Below are 20,671 nucleotides of genomic sequence, written 5' to 3' on the forward strand. Positions count from 1 at the left end.
GCCAGCGTGGCCTTCACGGCGGCGGGCGGCTCGCTTGCCATCGGCGCCTCGGTGGCCGAGAACGACATCACGCAGGAGGCGGGCGCGCGCGCCACGCTGTCCAATACCCAGGTGTCGAACCTGGGCGCCATCAACGTCACGGCCGACACGATCCAGACGCTGGAAACGGTGGTGGTGGCGGGCGCGGTGGGCATTGCCTACAACGGCGTCGCGCTGGCGGCGGCGGGATCCAACGCATCGAACAGCACGCGCGCCGTGACGCGCGCCCAGGTGGATGGGCTGACGCAGATTGACGCCAACGTGCGCGGCGCGGACAGCTTGACCGTCAAGGCCACGAACACCGCCGCGCTGAAGGCAACGGCCGCGGGCGCGGCCTTGTCCGGCACGTCGCAGGGACTGGCCTTGTCGGTGGGCGTGGCGCTGGCCAGCAACAAGGCGTTGGGCGCGGTGGAGGCGTCGGTGTCGAATTCGACGCTGAGCGTGGGCACGGGCGCGCAGATGACGCGCGTGTCCGTCGCTGCCGAAGATACGACCACGCTGAACGCCAAGGCCATCGGCGCCTCGCTGGCGTTTGCGATGTCGGGTGGCTCCTTGGCGGTGGGCGCGTCGGTGGCGAAAAACGTCGCCGCGACGAGCGTGCAGGCGTCGGTGAACGCGTCGACGCTGAACGTGTCGGATTCGGTGTCGGTGTCGGCCAAGGAAACCGCCACGCTGGATGGCGTGTCGGTGGCGGCATCGGTCGCGGCCGGCTTCTCGGGCGTGTCCGTGTCCGGTTCGGGCGCGGAGGGCACGCACATTGTGGGTAACGACGTGGGCAGCCGCATCACGGGCTCGACCCTGACGGCGGGCACGGGGGTGTCCGTCAAGGCGGACAACACGTCCACGATCTCGGCGGTGACGGGCGCGGTGTCCGTCAGCGCGACGGGGGCGGGTGTGGCGGCCAGCATTGGCGTGTCGATTGCCAACAATACCTTCGGCACGTATTCGGGCGACGGCATCAGCCGCACGAACCGCGCGCTGGCGTCCATCGACAACAGCACCATCAACGTCGCCAAGGGCAATGTGGATGTGCTGGCGACCTCGACGGAAACGCTCACCAGCGTCAACTTCGCGGGCAGCGTAGCGGTGGCGGGCATGGGCGGTTCGGCCGCGGGCTCCGGCGTGCAGGTGACGAACCGCTTTGGCACCACCACGTCCGCAACTATCCAGGGCTCGGACGTGACGGCGGGCATCACGGGCGGCGCGGGTTCGGTGACGGTGCGGGCGCAAGACACCAGCACCATCCTGAAATCGGGCGCGTATGGCGTGGCCGTGGCGGCCTCGCTGCCGGTGCCGGGCAATTTCGGCCTGAACCTGGCCCTGGCCGTGACGCTGGTGGACAGCGTGGCCGAGAACCAGGTCAGCGCCACCATCAACACTGCCAGCGGCAAGAACGTGGGCGCCTATGACGCCGTGTCGGTGCTGGCGCTGGAGACGACGAACTTCAAGGGGCTGGACGCGGTAACGGCCTCGGTGGCGGTGGGCGGTGGCATCGCGGCCTCGGGCGCCGGGGTGCGGGTTACGAACAACACGCGCAACAACGTCAGCGCCCGGGTCTCGGGCGGCGGCCAGGTCGGCGCCTTGGGCAAGGTGGACATCAAGGCCGACACCAAGATCACGGCAGAGATCGACCTGACGCAAGTCAGCGTGGCGGTCGGCATGGTGGGCGTGGCGGTGGGCGTGGGCATTGCCGAGAACATCTCGCGCGACACCACGACGGCCTCGGTGGACGGCGCAGCCGTCTCCGCCCCGGTGGTGGACCTGAGCGCGCTGGTGGCCGTGGACTTCAGCCAGACCCAGACGGCCGGCGTAGCCGCCACGACGGGGCTGGCCGTCAACGTCAACAAGGCACTTGTCGACATCGGCGCGACGACGCTGGCCGAGGCCAAGAACGGCGCGGTGCTGACGGGCGTGGCGGTGACGACGCCCGGGCTGGGCGTCACGCCCGGCATGGTCAACATCAATGCGCAGGGTAGCTACCTTGGCCGCGCCTATGCCAAGGCGATCACGGGCGGGGTCATCGGCGTGGGCGTGATGAGCGCCGAAACGCGCCTGGGCGGCTCGCTCAAGGCGTCCGTGGACAATGCGACGGTGCAGGGCGCCATCGTGGGCATCACGGTGGGCGCCACCACGGAACGCAACGGCGAAGCCGGCCTGCTGGCCGAGGCGCGTTCGCTGGAAGTGGGCGGCGTGACGGTGTCGATCGACACCGCGTCGCTGACGACCAACCTGGATGCGCGCGTGCAGATCGGCAACAACGCCCGCGTGGACGGCACGATGCTCAGCATCTCGGCCAGCCAGGTGCAGTCGGTGGACGTCAAGATGGACGCCGGCACGATTGCGCTGGTGGCGGGCCGCCAGGGCAAGATCGACGTGGAAGTGGGCGGCAAGTCCGCCATCGACATCAGCGGCGGCGCGCAGGTCTCCGGCAACAAGCTGGACATCCGCAGCAACAACACCGTGCGCGGCACGTCCACGCTGTCGGGCTATTCCGTCCGGGTGGCGGGCGCCGACGTCAGCAAGCACACGGTGTCGATCAAGCCGGAATCCACCATCACCATCACCGGCTCGCGCCAGGCGACCGACACCATCACCACCGCCGGCATGACGGTGGTGCAGGCGCGCGGCGACTACGGCACGCCGGGCATGCTGGACCTGGTGACGACCAACGACATCATCTACACCCAGAAGAACAAGATCACCGGCGTGGCCGGGGTCTCGGTCACGCTGTCGACCAACCATCTGAGCACCGACGGCAGCCTGTCGCAGGTGAAGGTGGACGGCGCGTTCCTGCGCAACGCCTTTGGCGACGTGGTCATGGCCGCCAACACGCGCGGCGTCACGACGACCATCAGCGACCTGCTGGTGGTGTCCGTGTCCAGCTTCAGCAAGTCGGACAGCAACAACGACCTGACGGTGCGAAACAGCATCCAGATCGACAATTCCTCGATCGAGGCCGATAGCATTCTGGCGCTGGCGGGCAATGGCAAGGCGTCCGACCCCTTGTCGACCGGCTATCTGCTGGCCAACGACAACGTGTCGTTCACTCTGGTGGGCATCGCCCAGATTCCGGATGTGGACAGCGGCGCGAAGGCGCGCCAGATTAATACGGTGCTGATCGACGGCGTGTCGTCCAGCGGTTCGCTGCTGAAGGCGCAGCGCAACGTGCGCCTGGAGACCAACCCATCGACCTTGGATCAGGCCAAGGTGAACGGCTCGGTGCAGGTCATCGGCCTGAACCTGAACCCCACCGCCAAGCTGGCGGACGGGGTGGTGGACACCAGCTCCAGCAAGGTCGCCACGGGTGCGGCCACGCAGATCATCGCGGGCGTAAACAACGCGGCCAACCTGTTCGTGATCCCGGCCGAGCTGCTGAAAGAGCTGGGCCTGACCAGCCTGGGCGTGCAGGCGGCGGGCGGCGCGGTGAAGTTCGATTCGAACTCGGCCATCGTCAAGGCCATTCTGGAAAAGTTGCTGGGCGCGGGCAAGACCAGCCTGGACGGCGCGGCCGGCACGGTCAATATCGACGTGAACTATGAGCTGACGGCATTTACCGCTAGCGACATCAAGGTCAACGTCACGACCGGCATGATCATCACGGACGGCAATGGCAACTACTACCGTTACAACAGCCTGGACAGCCGCGACCTGAATCTGGCCGATGAGAACTACGGCAACAGCTATTGGCTGCGTCTGAATAACCCGACCCAGGCCCAGAAGGACGAAGCGCTACGCACGGACTTCGGCGCCACGGCGGCCGCCCAGGTGGGCAGCCTGTACTTTGTGCTGAAGACCCTGGACGTGGGCATGCCCACGCTGCGCTACGCCAGCCAGCAGAACATCATCAGCGAGCAGATCCGCACGTTGACGAAGATGCAGAACGAGCACGCGTCCGACCCGCAAGCGGTGGCGCGCTACCAGGCCAACATCGCCGCCTTGCAGCGCCAGTTGCAAAGCATCCAGATGGCGACGGTGGTGGACGGGCAAGTCCGCTACCTGGATTCGTTCTCCACGTTCTATATCGAAATTCCCGATATGTACGCGTCAGGCGGATCGGTCTACGTCAGCGCCACGGACACCAGCGGCGTGAACCGGGCGGGCATCGACGCGCGCGCCAACACACAGATCAACATCGTCAACGATTCGCCGATGCTGATGAACGTGTATGACGCCGTGGTGCTGGACGGCACCATCATCCGGCCGGGTTCCGATGGACAGTTGAAGGTCTTCAAGACCGGCCATCTGTACATCAACGACGTGCCGGTCAAGGGCGCCTCGGGCTCCGACACGGCCGAGGTCAATATCAGCCAGGTCAAGAACGCCTGGGCCGCGGACCCGTTCGGCGGCATGCTGGACGAGATCAAGGCGGATGGCAGCCGAGACAAATCGCTGGCCAACCTGATTGCGAACGCGCCGGTGGACCTGGGCCTCTTGGGCGCGGTGGTCAATCCGCTGGGCAAAGTCTCGGTGATCAACACGCTCGGCAGCATCAATGTGTCGGGCACGATCCAGGCGGTCAGCCTGGACATCGTGGCCAAGGGCAACTTCAGCCTGCAAAGCGAAGGCTGGTTCAACACCGGCGCCGACCCCACGCTGCTCAACGACAGCTGGGCCAGCGTCGTCAACGCCTTGAAGAGCAATAGCGCCAGCACCGGCATCAGCGACACGATGCAGAACGTGTTGCTGAAGTGGGGCTACATGAAGCTGGGCTCGTTCGCCCAGTACATGAACAGCAACACGGCGGCGCGCGACTCGCGCATCTTCGCGCTGGGCGCCGTGAGCATTTCGGCGCTGACGCTGAACATCGACGGCAAGATCCAAAGCGGCCTGACGGACGCCTATATCAAGATCGATAGCTCGTTCCGTGGCGACCAGGATAAGTCCCTGCAGGATGGCAATGGCTACGCGGTCAGCGGGGTGTCGTTCAGCGCGGACGGGTCGTTGAACCGCTATGGCGCCATCACGGGCCGTTTCGACTACGCCACGCAGACCATCATCCTGGACCCCATCCGCCTGGCGGGCGGCAGCATTTCGCTGACGGGGCAGATCGTGTCGGTGGGCAACGGCAACCTGATCGTGGCCAACGGCTACGCCTCGGTGCATATCGACAACCAGACCACCTACGGACTGGTGACGGGCGACATCGACGTCAGCACCTACCGCCGTGGCCGCATCGAAATCATCGACACCGCACGTGGCCAGAAGGATCTGTACGAGCTGCAAGGCACGAACAACGTCGTGCACACGGTGTGGAACAAGTTCGTGCAAGTGCAGCCGACGCCGGGGGAAGTGAACCCCTTGACCTGGATCTGGGTGTACGACAACGGCAACGGCCAGCAGAACACGGCCGGTTCCAGCAGCGCGGCGGGCACGCTGCAAGACGGCCAGACGCTGACCCTGAACTACAAGCCCCAGGCCGGCCAGATGATGGTGTGGGTCATGGGCTGGAGCTCGGGCGAAACCACTACCACCGTCTACACGACCAAGCAATTCAACCTGTTCGGCGACTTCGATCCGCTGGGCTGGCTGACCGACAAGAACACCAGCAAGTCCGGCCCCGTGACGGTCTTCGAGACGCCGCGCCCCGTGCTGGTGTCCACCGTCGTGGCCTACGACGGCGTGAATTCCGTGCCGGATGCGCTGAAGGCGCAACTGAGCGCCAGCGGCAAGCTGAATGACGCGCTGTTGCCGACCACGATCGAAGGCAGCGGGACGCAGAAGCTGGTGGAGGATTCCCACGGCACCATCACCGGCCCCGACGGTAAGCACTACCGCCTGGAAACCACGGGCGGCACGGCGCTGGACACGTCTGTGTTCAGCGTGGCCTACCGCAAGTTCAACACCGGCGTCATCGTGCGCAATGATGGCCCGCACACCAGCGGCGGCGGCTGGCTGCGCACCAAGACCACCACGCTGACGCAGGTGGTCGAGAAGAAGCAGCAGGAACTCTTCACTTTCTACATGCCGGCCTCGCAAGAGATCACGCTGAGCTTCATGGGCTCCAGCAACGCCGACAACGCGATCTACATCCGCAGCAATGGCGACATCACGCTGGCCGGCAACCTGATCGTGGGCAACGGCAAGACGGTGCGCATCGAGGCCGTGTCGGCGTCCAAGCCCACATCGATCACGATGCAGGGCGAAGTCGGCATCATGGCGCGCGATGTAAACGGGCAAATGCCCACGGGCGCAAACGCCCAGGTGAACGTGGACGCCATCGCGCTGGGCGGGGCCATCAAGCTGAACCTGATGGGCTCCAACGGCTACACGCGCGCCGAGGCGCGCAACGACATCCGCTTGAACTACTTCTCGGATGGCGGCGCGAGCTCGTGGGCGACGCTGAAGAAGGTCAGTTCGTCCGCCGGCACGGTGTACATCGAGGCGCTGAACGGCATCTTCAGCCATGCGTCCAGCGGGTCGGACACCGTGGTGTCGGGCAATCGCATTGAACTGAACGCGGGCTACGGCGCGATCGGCACCGCGTCCAAGGCGCTGACGATCAACGCGCGCCAGGGCTTTGCCGCCCAGGCGGGCCTGGCGGGCGGCCCCGCGGGCGTCGACAAGAGCATTTACCTGTCGCAAAACGTGCTGAACGCCGACCTGACGCTGGTCAAGCCGGTGAACTGGACGAATCCCCAGGCCTCCGTCTACGCGGAGCTGGGCAGCGTCAATATCACGCTGAATGGCGGTTCGCTGCTGGATGGCGAGCTGGCCGATACGCGCACCGCCACCGAGAAGGCGTATCCCACGGTTACGGCCAAGATCCTGGCCGACCTGAACGCACAACTGGCCCAGTACGACAGCTACTGGTCGGGCGTGCGGTCCTTGCAGACGGCCACCATCACGCTGGGCGGCGTGGGCACGTACCTGAGCACGCAGGCCGAAGGCGGCCAATACCTGGCGCTGAGCCTGACGGCGGACCAGTACAACGCCGCGCTGAAGGCGGCGGTCGACGGCCAGCATCTGGTGCGGCTGGCCTATAACAACAGCTTGAACGGCAATGTGCGCACCGAGATCCTGGGCTATCTTGGACTGGTGGCGGGCAGCGGCGTGAACAACGTCTATCAATTCACCTTCACCGTGTACGACCCGGCCAACCCGGGCGCGGTCACGGGGGCGGTGTCGCTGGCGGCGCTGGGCTATACCGCCGGTAGTCAGGGCGTGCTGTACGGCCCGTCGTACGCGCTGGCCGGCGCCACGGATCAAGCCAACGCCAATCTGCCGATCTCGTTCACGCTGCCTTCGGGCGCGCTGACGGTGCAGCAGGGCTCAAGCACGCTGCGCCTGCAACTGAGCAACGCCCAGTTGAACGCGCTGGCCAGCCGGTCGGGGCAGACGCAGGGCGACCTGTACCAGCGCGCGCTGGCGGGTTTGCGTACCTATACCTATGTGTTGGTGGATGGGCAGAAACTGGCGATTGACCAGATCTTGCCCACTGGCGCTCAATGGTGGGGTTCGAACAGTTTCGACAGCATCCTGATCACGCTGAAGTCCCCGTATGTGGGCGACCTGAGCAACGTGGACAGCTCCGGCCATCACAACCTGAACATCGTGCTGGGCAATGCGTCCGGCACGATGGGCGCGGGCGACACCAGCGGCACCACGAACGCCACCCGGCCGACGGTGCCGGCAACGAATGCGCCGGCGCCCGTGCTGGGCGCCAATGACCGGGACATGTCGGCCGACATCATCGCGGCCATCACGCAGTACAACCTGGATCATCCGCAAGCCAAGATCGCCACGGGTACCGGCTCGCTGTACGCCAACCTGACGGCGACGGCGCCGGGCAGCACCTGGTCGGTCATCGAGCGCACCGTCACCGGCAACACGCTGCAACTGGCGGGCAATTCGCTGGGTTGGCAGATGCCGGGATCGGGCACGGTGCAGCAATACAACGACTGGATGAACAGTGCGGTCAACGGGCTGATCGGCAGCACCATCACCTTCACGATCGACGGGGTGGAATACACCCGCCGCATCGAATCGCTGAAGCTGGTGCTGGCCGACGGTTCGCCCGCCACCAGCGTCAACAACGGGCAGAACCAGATCGCGATCACGTTCTCGGGTACGGCCATCTCGGTCAAGAGCTACTACGTGCGCGATGGCGCGAACGTGGTGACGTCCACGGTGCTGCCGTCGCAGCTGGTCTATGGCCTGACCGGCCTGGGCAAGGGAACGAACTCCGTCTCCGTCGCGTACATGATCCAGCGAGGCTTTGGCGCCACGGCGCTCAAGCAAGGCGTCCTGACGTCCGACACGCCGAACACCAATTGGGGCTGGTTCGGCAGCAACCTGCTGCCGTTCTACACCTATACGGAAACGTCTGGCGCCGGTTACGCCGAGTTTGTCGACATGGGCAACGGCTTCAGCTGGGACCTGAACAAGGTCAACCTCAGCGATGTGGCGCGCACGCAGCTGGCCAATAGCATCAAGGCGCTGCTGCAAAGCGGGCAGTCGATCTCGTTGGCCGGGCTTGAGCTGTACATGACGAACCAGAACGGCAGCCTGCAAGGCCACGATCTGGGCGTGTACGACAACGGCACGCTGCACATCCTGACCATTGTCGACGCCGACGGCAACCCGCTGACGGCATCCAGCCCCGACAGCGCCTGGCTGACCGGCCGCATCACGTTCTCGGGCAAGGTGTATGCGCAGAAGTCGCAGCTGGAAGACCTGAACGTCTACCAGAACACCAATGTGCACGACACGACCACGTCGGGCGGCTACACGCCGGTGCTGCAGGGCATGACGGTGAATGCCGGTATCCGCCTGGTGGACAACGGCTTCACCCAGCAGTCCCTGACGCAGTTCGGCGTGGCCACGCTGACCCTGCCGGGCAACGACCGCCTGGTGCAAGGCCAGCGCGTGGAACTGAGCTTCGCCAATTCCACGCAGACGGCCATCTATTACATCCAGAGCGTCAACGGGCGCGTCGTGACACTGTCGGACAGCGTCAACGGCGCCTTCAATGGCGGTGCCGCGGTCACCATCGACAAGATCTTCGGCGTGGCGGGGGCGACGCCGGGCGCGGTGACGGTGCGCTTGCTGGACGCGGCCGCCAGTGGCGCTTCGGTGTCGACGGACAACGTCATCACCTTGAGCGACATGAACATCGTGCCGGTGACGGACGCCAACGGTCAGGTAACGGGCTACCGCGCCTTGCAGAACTATGACCGTGTCTATCTGAACGACGTGCGCGTGCAGATCGGCAAGACGGCCAGCCTGCAAACCAACGTGGCCTATTACGTGCTGGTGGGCGCGAACAACACCATCCAGCTGTTCGCCTCCAAGGAACAGGCGGTGCTGCATCAGCAGATTGAACTGCTGAACCAGACGGCCGAGGGCAGGGAGCTGGTGAAGGCGTTGTTCACCGACGCCGGCATCACGGGCGAATTGCTCCGCGGCTTTGCGGCGGCCGATGTGAACGGCATGTTCACCGTGTCCACGCACTTGTTCCAGACGCAGGCGGCCGGTTCCACCGCGGGTCTGAGCGCGCAGATGCAGGCGCTGCACGAGCAGCTGAAGAACCAGGGCTTCGATCCGAACTACCTGGCTGCGGCGCTGGACATCACGGCGGCACAGAACCTTGTCAAGTCCACGCGTAACCAGATCGTTTACGACTACGTGGTCGACAAGGAACTGGCGCAGACGGCCGAATACCACAACTACTGGCTCGACCGGCTGGAGTCCACCACCGGCGCGGTCAGCTCGGGCCTGACGTCCGTGGGATCGGGCAGCTTCAAGCTGGCCAATATGAACATCGTGGACGACGGCACGGGGCAGCTGCGCGCGCTGCGCACGGGCGACGAGATCTACTTCCGCCAGTCGATCGGCAATGTGCGCGCCGATACGGCGTACTACGCCATCGTGGGCGCGGACGGCACCATCCGCCTGGCGGCGACGCTGGCCGACGCCATGCTGTACCAGACGGGGGCGGGTCAGAACGGCGGCTTGCTGGCGCTGTACCCGAACATGGGTGACGCGATCACGGTGGCGTTCGACGCCTCCAGCCTGAACGGTGCGGGCGTCGAGGCGTACACGCGCACTTACACGGTGCGCGCCGACGCGCCGGCCCAAACGGCGGCCGAGATCGCGCAGTTCGGTCAAACCTATAACGCGGGTTACTTCTTCTACTTCTCGACGGCCACGCTGCGCAATATCGAGAACAATCTGCTGTACCCGGTGTCGGCCGCCATCAATGAACAGGTGTTCGACGTGGACGGCGATACCGACGGCGCGCCGCCTGCGGACCGCTTCCTGAACGTGAAGGCCGGCGGCGGCATCGTGTTGCGCACGTCGGGCCAGGGCTCGATCGGCGCCCAGCTGGGTGACTACACGCTGCAACTGCCCAGCCTGGGCGGGCTCACCGATGACGAACGGGCCAACGTGTTCGACTCGCTGCCCGAGGCCGACAAGGCCATTTTGTCGCGCGCCAACGCCGTCAACCTGGCGGGCGTGTATCACACGCTGTACCGCTACATCGGCCCGGCCGGCACGCAGCCGCTGGACCGTGCCAGCGTTGACTTCTCCGACACCAGCTTGTGGCAGCGCTTTGAACCGCAGTTCTCCAACGACGCGGCGTTCAAGCTGGGCGCAACCTTGCCCGCCAACAGCGCCGTGCAGTTCCTGTTTGCGGACCGCTTTGGTCTGTACGAGAACAGCCGCGAGGTCTTCCTCTACAACAGCAAGTTGCTGGAAGGCGCCTCGGCCGCCGACATCAACCAGTGGCAGGCCAATGTGGCCGCCGCGCGCGCCAATGGCGTGCAGGTGGTGGACATCGGCAGCGGCTTCCTGGACCCGGTGTGGAAGTCCGTCAGCGTGCCTTACATGGCGCAAGACGGCGCCAGCCCGCAGGCCCTGGCCAGCGGCATGCTGGTGGGCGATATGCGCGACCCGCGCTACCTGACGCTGAAGCTCACGCGTTCGCTGGCGGTGCAGGCCGTCAACGGCGTGGTGTCCGCATATAGCGACACCACCGTGGGCCTGGATTCGCCCAAGGGCAGCATTCGCCTGGGCGATATCCACGCCAAGGACGGCATCACCATCACGGTCAGCGCGCAAGGCGGTTCCATCATCGGCACCGACGCCGGCACGTTGGAAAGCGCGGGCCAGGTCAGCCTGGTGGCCGACAAGGACATCGTGGGCAGCACGGCGGACGCCAACGGCATCTATCAGTACGACGCCACAAAGCATCTGCAACTGAGCCTGACCGCCGGCCACGCGCTGTATGTGGAAGCGGGCGGGGTGGCGCGCGTGTCGCAGTCCGGTGCGCAGGACCTGAACCTGGTCCTGGCGAACACCAAGGGCACAGCGGTCGGAGGTTCGTCCTACCAGACGGACGCCAATCTGCTTGTGGGTCAGGTGGTGTCGGCCGGCAGCGTCACGCTGAAGGCGGGCTTGTCGATCCTGAACGCCACGTCAGACGGCCAGCGCCAATACGCCAACGTGGTCCTGACGGACCTGAGCGCGGCGGATCTGGCCGGCCTGGGTTACGTGCGCGAGGTGGCGCTGATTGCCGGCAAGTCGGTGGGCCGGCTGGGCGCCGAGGTGTCGCAGCAGGGCACACCGCTGTTGGTCAGCGTGTCGACGAGCGATGCGCAGGCCACGGTGCGCGCGTCGGCTACCGAAGGCGTCAACCTGTACGGCATGCATGGCTTGCGTCTGGGGGGCATCAGTGTGGTGGATGCCGGCGGGATGCGCGGCGATGCGCGCATTTACGCGCTGGACGCCATCCTGAACGGCACGCCTGTTGGTCAGGCCGCGATCACGGCACGCAATGTCTGGCTGGAAACGCTTTCCGGCACCATCGGGGAACTGAGTTCGCCGTTGCTGACGGATATGTCGGGCTATCTGGTGGCCTCGGCGCTGGGTTCGATATCGCTTAGCCAGCTGGGCGTGCATGACCTGGCGCTGGCGCGGGTGGAGTCGCGGTCCCGCGACGAGATCCACTTGAGCAGCCAGGCCAGCATCGTCAACGACAAGACCGCGCAGCCGGGCCTGTCCAGCAGCCGGGTGGACGCGGTAGTGACGGGCGGCAGCCTGTACTTCGTAGCGGCGGGTTCGGTGGGCGGCTATGTCCAATCCGACATGGACGGCACGCTGGTGAATGACGCGCTGATCGTGGCGGTCGTGGGGCCGCAGGCGACGATCAATGCAAAGGCCGACGGCGACGTGGCCCTGGTGCAGTTGGGCGCGGCGACCGATGCGCAGGGCGTGTCGCAGGCGCTGTCCATGAACATCGGGCGCATCGACGCCGACAATGCCTGGCTGGTGGCGCGTCATCAGGCGGGGCAAGCCGGCACGTCGGGCGATATCGTCCTGGCGGCGGATTCCGTCGTCAGCACGGTAGGCGTGTTGAGCCTGCTGGCGGGCAATAACCTGTTCCAGGCGGGACGCAATGGCGCGCAGCCCGGCGCGCTGATCCAGGCAGGCCAGCGCATGAACCTGCGCGTGGACCGCGATGACCGCGGCGCGGCGGGCTATGGCAAGGCGTCGGTGTTGGACATCAACGGCCGGCTGTTGGCGCCCGAAGTCTATGTCTACGGCAGCCAGACGGGCGACAACACGATTGCCTTCAGCAACACCGCCGACATTGGCGGCGCGCTGGACAGCAATCTGGCGTTGACTCAAGGCAAGTTGCTGGACGTGACCGGTGGCAGCGGCCAGGACCGCGTCACGGTGCAGGCGCTGCTGATCAATCAGCAGCAGACCACGGTGCGCACGCTGGACGGCGACGATACCGTGGTCTTCGACACCACCGACGTGCGCGGCGACATCACCGTGCAGAGCGGGCTGGGCAATGACGCCGTGTCCGTGCTGGCCACGCAGATCGCTGGTGACTTGACGGTGGACGGAGGGGATGGCGGCAATACCATCCTGGTGGATACGGCGACCATCGGTGGCAATACCGACATCACGACCGGTTCGGGCGTTGACTTGGTGACGCTGCTGAACAGCGGTTTGTCGGGCGCGTTGACAGTGGACGCCGGCAACGGCAACAACACGATCCTGCTGGACACGGTGACCATTGGCGGCGATGCCGATATCACGACCGGATCGGGCGTTGACTTGGTGACGCTGGTGAACAGCGGCCTGACGGGTTCGTTGACGGTGGATGCCGGTGACGGCAACAACACTGTCCTGCTGGACACGGTGACCATTGGCGGCGACGCTGATATCACGACCGGTTCGGGCGTGGACTCGGTGACGCTGCTGAACAGCGGTTTGTCGGGCGCGTTGACAGTGGACGCGGGCAACGGCAACAACACCGTCCTGCTGGATACGGTGACCATTGGCGGCGATGTCGATATCACGACCGGTTCGGGCGTGGACCTGGTGACGTTGTTGAACAGCGGCCTGACGGGTTCGTTGACGTTGGATGCCGGTGACGGCAACAACACGATCCTGCTGGACACGGTGACCATTGGCGGCGACGCTGATATCACGACCGGTTCGGGCGTGGACCTGGTGACGCTGGTGGACAGTGGCCTGACGGGCGCGTTGACGGTGGATGCCGGTGACGGCAACAACACTGTCCTGCTGGATACCGTCACAGTAGGCGGCGACACGGCGATTGCCGCCGGGTCGGGCGACGACGCAATCACGGTGCTGGACAGCGCGTTGACCGGCTTGTTGACGGTGGACGGCGCCGATGGCGACAACATCGTGCTGGTGCAGACGTCCGCGGTTAGCGGCAAGGCGAAGATCGTCACCGGTTCGGGTGCGGATCTGATCACGCTTGTGGACAGTGCATTCGGCGACGCGGTGACGGTCGCCGGGGGCAATGGCAGCAACACGGTCCTGCTGGATACCGTGACCGTCGCGGGCGCGACCTCGATCACGACCGGCTCCGGCATGGACGAGATCACGCTGCGCGACAGCGGCCTGACGGGGGCAGTGACGGTGGATGCCGGTGACGGCGACAACATCGTCTTGTTGGACACCGTGAGGGTGGGTGGTGGCACCACGATCACGGCTGGACTGGGCGACGACCTGATCGGCCTGCTGGACAGCAACCTGGGCGGCGCGTTGACGGTTGACGCGGGCGAGGGCGACAACGCTGTTGTGCTGCAGACGGTGACGGTTGCCGGCGACAGCACGATCGCAGCTGGTGCCGGCAATGACCTGATCGCGCTGGTTGATAGCGATTTGACGGGGGCGCTGACGGTCAAGGGTGGCCATGGCGACAACATCGTTTCCTTGGACACGGTGACGGTCGGTGGCAACACCGCGATCACGACGGGTGTCGGCGACGACCAGATCGTGCTGCTGGATAGCGGCCTGACCGGTTCGCTGATGGTGGGTGCCGGCAACGGTGACAACTTCGTCTTGCTGGACACGGTGACGATCGGTGGCAACACCGATATCACCACGGGTTCCGGCGCCGACCAGATCACCTTGCTGGATAGCGGCCTGACCGGATCGCTGACGGTGGATGCCGGCAACGGTGAAAACTTCGTGTTGCTTGACACGGTGACCGTCGATGGCAACACCGATATCACCGCCGGCTCCGGCGCCGACCATCTCGTGCTGCTGGATAGCGGCCTCACCGGTTCGCTGACGGTGGATGCCGGCAACGGCGACAACGTAGTGCTGCTGGATACGGTGATCATCGGCGGCAACACCGACATCACCACCGGTACCGGCGCCGACCTGATTACCTTGTCGGACACCGATTTCCTGGGCCGTCTGACCGTGGATGCCGGTGCCGGCGACGACAAGATCTGGATGTCGCAAATCCTGTTGGCCCGCGGCGCCACGGTGCTGGCGGGCGAGGGCGACGACTATATCTACCTGTCGGCGCGTGCGCTGGCAGGCGGTATCGCTTTGCACGGCAACGACGGCAACGACCTGATCGTGCTGGACCAGTTGCCGTCGCTGACCAGCCAGCAGGGCACGCCGGGCGTGACGGATCGCGTGGATGTGGACGGTGGCCGCGGCGCCGACCACGTCATCGTGAACCTGAGCGCGGCACTGACGTCGATCCTGATCAATGTCCACGATTCGGACGACAACGGCGCCGAGAACCTGGCCGACGTCAACAAACTGACCATCAACGGCACGACCGAGGACGAAAGCTTCCTCGTACGCGCCAACTACGTGGCCAAGATCACGCCGCAAGGCGCCGGCTATGCCGACGACGTTCAGCGCGTGAACTACGACCGCACCATGACGGGCGGGTTGCGCCTGAACGCGGTGGATGGCGGCAACCGCTTCTACATCGACGACACCAGCACCTATGTGGTCATCGACGGCGGCCTGGGCAGCGACGCCAGCAAGCACAACGAGTACCAGATCGGCCAGTTGTATGCGCTGGACCGCCAGTTCCCCAACGTGGCGGCGGGCGACCAGATCGATACCGTCCAGACCACACAAGGCTATCTGTCGCGCGGCAACAGCTTCGGCATGACGCTGTACGGCGCGGAAAACAGCAGAAACGTCTTCCGTGTCTATAGCAACGCCGCGCCGCTCGCCCTGTACGGCGGCCGCCGCGACGACGAGTTCATGGTCTACGCCTTCAAGCAGGCGCAGCCGCAGGCCAATGGCGAACGCGGGTATGTCATCAACGGCCCGGTGGCCATCGATGGCGGTGAAGGGCTGAACACCTACACCATGTTGGGTTCCGAAGACGACGACGCCTTCGTGCTGACGCAAGAGGGCATCCGCGGCGCCGGTCTGAACACCAGCTACCAGAACATCCAGCGCGTGAACCTGGATGCACGCGAAGGCAACGACCATATCTACGTGCTGTCCACGCGCAGCAACGTCATCACTACACTGATCGGCGGTCGCGACAGCGACACCTTCGACCTGTCGGGCGACGTGGCGGGCAACACCATCGTCACGGGGCGTAGCGGTTCACGCGACGTGTTCGACGGCGCCCAACCGGTCAGCATCACCGCCCAGCCGGGCCAGCTGGACGCCAACGGTGGCAATGCCTTGTCGCTGTCGGTGAATCTGGACGCCAGCGTGCTGCCGCGTCCGGCCTCTGGCCAAGCCTACGTGTCCCTGAGCAGCGCCATGGTGGCTTCTGCCTTGTACGGGTCATTGACACAAGGCGTCGGCCTGTCCGCGGCGGATGCGCTGGCGGCGGCCATGCAAAGCCTGCAAGGGCGCGGCGTGCTGCTGTCGACCGACGGCGGGTTGACCTGGCATCAAAGCGTGGTGCTGGCCTTCGACGCCAACGGCGTTGGGGCGCAGGCATGGGGCGCCACGCAGCAAGTGCTGGTCAAGATCGAAGACGGCGCGGGCGTGGGCTTGCCGCCGCTGAGCCTGGCGGGTCGCGACCTGCATTTGTCGGCCTCGCTCTTCACCACGTTGCCGGGCCTGCAAGACGTGGCCTTGGCGCCGATCCTCGTCCAAGTGGCGGACCCGGCCTACGCCGGCCCGGCCAACGAACCGGGCAAGGTGCGTCACCCGCGCGCGACGGACCAACCCGTCATCAAGGTGGATCCGGTCACGGGCATCAGCTATGCCAACTACGGCGATCAGCCGCACGACGTGTCCGGCATCCAAGGCACGTTGCTGATCGAAGGCGACACGCTGGACCGCCCGGACTACGACGACACCTTGCGTGCCGGCGTGGGCTTGCCAAGCGAGACGGACGGCGTGCTGGGCGCGCGTTACGACGGGGTGGCGTCCACCGCACCCGTCAATGACCGGGTCCGCATCTTTGACGACGGCACGACGACCGGCCAGACCGGCATGCAGGATCAGGTCGACAACCTGAGCGGCCTGGGCCGCGTGTATGACCACGCGCAGGCGTCCGATTTCGGGCGGATCACCGGGCTGGGCATGACGCCGGGATTGGGCGGCGCGGGCGGGACGGTCTTGCAGACCGGCCAGGCCGGCACCCATGTGTACGACCGCGGCATCATTTTCCATGGCGTGCAGTCGGTCAACACCATGCTGGGCCAGGGCGACGACACCTACACGGTGCGCCACGCCACGGTGGGCACGGTGACCTTGGTGCAAGGTGGCGGCGGCAACAACCTGCTGGTGGCCGAGGGCAACACGGTGGGCGGCGCCGATCGCCCGGTCCTGCTGTTCGGTTCGACCAGCCAGGACGATGCCTACTACACGGCGCAACCGGGTCAACGCCTGGCAGGCCAGGCACTGGCCTTCGGCGCAGCCGGCAATAACGTGCTGGACGCGCGTACCACCACGCAGGGTGTCATCCTGTACGGCGGAGCGGGCAACGACCTGATCTACGGAGGCTTGGGCAATGATCTGATCGCGGGTGGCGGCGGCAACAACGTCATCCATGCGGGCCAGGGCAACAACATCGTGTTCGGAAACGCCGGCATGAATATCGACCTGGGCACGCCGATGAACATGGGTACGGCGGCAACGGCGGACGTGCAATCGCTGCCGGCGCTGACCCTGGTGTTGACGCCGCAGCAGGCCGCGGGCCTGGCGGTGGGCGGCTCGGCCGACCTGCTGGCGGCCGGCGGCAACACGATCACGGCGGGCGACGGCAACAACATCGTGTTCGCCAACTTCGGCCGTATCGTCACCGTGGATCCGGTGAACTACCTGCGCAACCGGGGCGACTTCATCGACGCCGCGGCTCCGGGTACGGACGCGCGCTATCTGGCAGGCGTCGGCCTGCAGATGCTGGAGACCATCAACCTGCCGGCGGGTGGCCTGAACACCATTACGGTGGGTGCCGGCCGCAACGCCCTGTTTGGCGGCATGGGCGACGACATCGTCCGGGCCGTGGGCGCGGGCGGTTTCAACCTGATCGCCGGGGACGGCGCACGGGCGTTGTTCACGGCCGGCGGCCGCATCGCCATGTTCGAGTCCACGCATCCTTCGGTGGGCGGCAACGACAGCCTCTACAACAACGGCGAAGGCGTGATGATCGGCGGCATGGGCGCCGACCTGCTGGAAAGCGGCGCGGGCAACAACGTGATGTTCGGTGACAACGGCCGGGTGGTGCTGGTCAATGACCGCATGAGCCTGATCGAAACCATCGACATCGCGTTTGGCGGCGACGACATCCTGTTGGCGGGTCCCGGCAACAACGTCATGCTGGGCGGCATTGGCGCGGATAACTTCCGCGGCAGCCTCTCGAAGGACGTGATGGTGGGCGACTTCGCGGCAATCTATATCCAGCCGGAAAGCGGCCGCATCATCAATCTGACCCGCTTCGGTCAGGGCGGCAATACGCCCGACCTGATCACGCGGGCGATGGAGGACCTGTTCTCGTGGAACGGCAACTTCGGCGACTGGTCGCGGCCGGTGTTCGGGGCGCTGACCACCCGTTGGGGCGCGGATAGCTACCTGAATGCTGACGTACACGACCTGATCGATCGCATCCGCCTGGGCGCGGCACGCCCGGACATCGTGATCGACCGCGACGGCGGCGGGCTTTCCGATTATGCTTCGTCGGCCACGGCAGGCGAGGTATCGATGCGTACCGATCAGACGGTGCAGGACGGCGGCCAGGGTTATGCGGGCGGTACGCCGCCGGTCGATCCGTCAGACGAACAAGCGCCGCAAGCCGACGCGCAACCGGTCGCATCGCTGCCGGATGCCGAGCCGGCGGATCGGCGTGCTGACGGCTTGGCCGACCCGTCGCCGGCCGCCGCTATCCCGGAGTCGGGCGCGTCCGCGGCCGAACGGGTGGCGATGGCGGCCGGGGTGGGCTTGCTGGGGTTGAGCGGCGCGTTGGGCACGTCCGGCAACGGCACGGTCGTGTTCAATTCGAAGACCAATACGTGGGAACCGAAGGCCGGCCGCAAGCGCGGCTTGAGCGTGCGGCGCGAGGCTCCCCAGCTTACGGAGATTGGAAGCGAGGATGAATGATGCAGTCGTGCCCGCGCAGGTCAAGCGCGCGGACCTGGCCTGGTGGTCGGCGCTGTCGGCCGCCAGCGACCGCCAGTCTTTCCTGGACGCGTGGCTGGCCTTGCAGGCCGGCCAGTTGGCGGGGGTGCGTCACGCCGCGTTGATCCTGGGCGAGCCGGACACTGGCCCGTTCGAGGCGGTGTCGCAATATCCCGTGGGCAGCCGTCCGGGCGCGTCGTTCTACGGCGCGGTGGACGAATCCCTGCAGGGCAGGGAGGTCGCGGTGTCGGCCGATGCGCATGCGCTGGTGGTGGCTTATCCCATCGTCCTGGCCGGGCGCGTCCATGGCGTGGCGGCCTTCGAGACCGCCATGCAGGCGCCCGAACCGCTGGTGCAGGCGCTGCGCTGGGGGACGGGCGTGCTGGAATTCTGGCTGCTGCAACGCCAGGAAACCGACAGCGCGCAGACGGTCGAACGTCTGATGGTCGTGATCAACAGCGTGGCGCGCGCACTGAAGGAAGGGAAGTTCAAGGACGTGGCGCTGACCCTGGTGACCGACCTGGCCACCCGGCTGGAGTGCGATCGGGTCAGCATCGGCTTTCGCCAGGATGGCCGCAGCAAGGTGTATGCGCTGTCGCACAGCAGCCGGCTGGTACAGAACATGAACCTGATGCGCAGCGTTGCCGAAGCCATGGACGAGGCCATCGACCAGAACACGACGTTGTGTCTGCCCCAGGACGAGGGCCGTACGATCCAGCTGCGCGCGCATCAAAAGCTGGCGCGCGAATTCGGCAACCGCAACGTGCTTACCGTGCCGTTCGCACCGGAAGACGAGGCCCGTGGCGCGCTGGTGTTTGAACGCCCCGACAACCAGCCATTTGACCGGCAAAGCATCGAGCTTTGCCAAAGCGTGGTGCTCTTGACCGGCCGGGTGCTCTATCAACGCTTGCAGCAGGAACGGCCCTTTTGGCGCAAATGGCGCGATGGGGCCTTGCGCGAATCGGGCCGCTTGCTGGGGCCGCGCCATATCGGGCGCAAATTGCTGGCGCTGGCGCTGGTGGCTGCCGTCGCCTTCGGCGTATTCGCCCACGGCCCGTACCGCATCAGCGCCACCGCCACCGTGCAGGGCGTGGTGCAACGCGTGCTGGCGGCGCCGTTTGACGGCTACATCAGCGAGGCGACGCACCGCGCGGGCGACGACGTCAAGCAGGGCGACGCCCTGGCCGCGTTGGACACGCGCGAGACCGAACTGGAACTGCTGCGCGCCGGTAATCTGGAAGTGCAGTACCGCCGCCAGGCCGAAGAGGCGTCGGCGCGGGGCGACAGCGCGGCCGCCGCCATCGCGCAGGCCCAGGCCCGCCAGGCCATGGCGCAAATCCAGTTCTACCGGGAACAGGTCCAGCGGTCGACCTTGCGCGCGCCCTTTGACGGCATGATCGTCAGCGGCGACCTCAGCCAGCAGTTGGGCGAAGCCGTCAAGCGCGGGCAAGAGCTGTTCAAGCTGTCGCCGCCGGACGGCTACCGGCTGTGGCTGGACGTGGAAGACCGGCTGATCGACGACGTGGCGGTGGGCCAGACTGGCCGCGTGGCGCTGGCCGCCATGCCCGACCGGCAGATTCCGTTCACGGTTACGCGCATCGTGCCCCTGGCGCAGGTGCAGGAAGGCAAGACGGTGTTCCGCCTGGAAGCCAGCCTGGACCCGAAGTCGGCGCCGGCTTTGCGGCCGGGGATGGAGGGCGTGGGGCGCATCGACATCGATGAGCGCCGCTACGTCTGGATCTGGACGCATGTGTTTTTTGATTGGCTACGCCTGAAATGGTGGGGCTGGTTCGGCTGACGAGCA

The 20,671-nt window shown here is 66.0% G+C and carries 2 protein-coding genes (1 of these 2 running past the window's edge); both read left to right on the forward strand.

The window, feature by feature from the left end:
• A protein-coding gene (locus AC3WMU_RS03550; RefSeq protein ID WP_492281835.1) for a DUF4347 domain-containing protein crosses the window boundary here: on the forward strand, positions 1–18,849 show its 3' portion. Its footprint begins 14,133 nt before the window's first position; only the last 18,849 of its 32,982 coding nucleotides appear in the window; the start codon falls outside the window, past its left edge; it ends in the stop codon at positions 18,847–18,849.
• On the forward strand, positions 18,842–20,665 hold the full coding sequence (locus tag AC3WMU_RS03555; protein WP_492281836.1) for an efflux RND transporter periplasmic adaptor subunit: 1,824 nt from the start codon (positions 18,842–18,844) through the stop codon (positions 20,663–20,665). The genes AC3WMU_RS03550 and AC3WMU_RS03555 overlap by 8 nt, the downstream gene beginning before the upstream one ends.
• Positions 20,666–20,671: the final 6 nt, after the last annotated feature.

The organism is Achromobacter sp. FW305-C-13 (assembly GCF_058783475.1).

Coding starts and splice junctions, on each gene's coding strand:
- AC3WMU_RS03555 (WP_492281836.1), top strand. CDS start 18,842: ATGAATGATGCAGTCGTGCCCGCGCAGGTCAAGCGCGCGGACCTGGCC.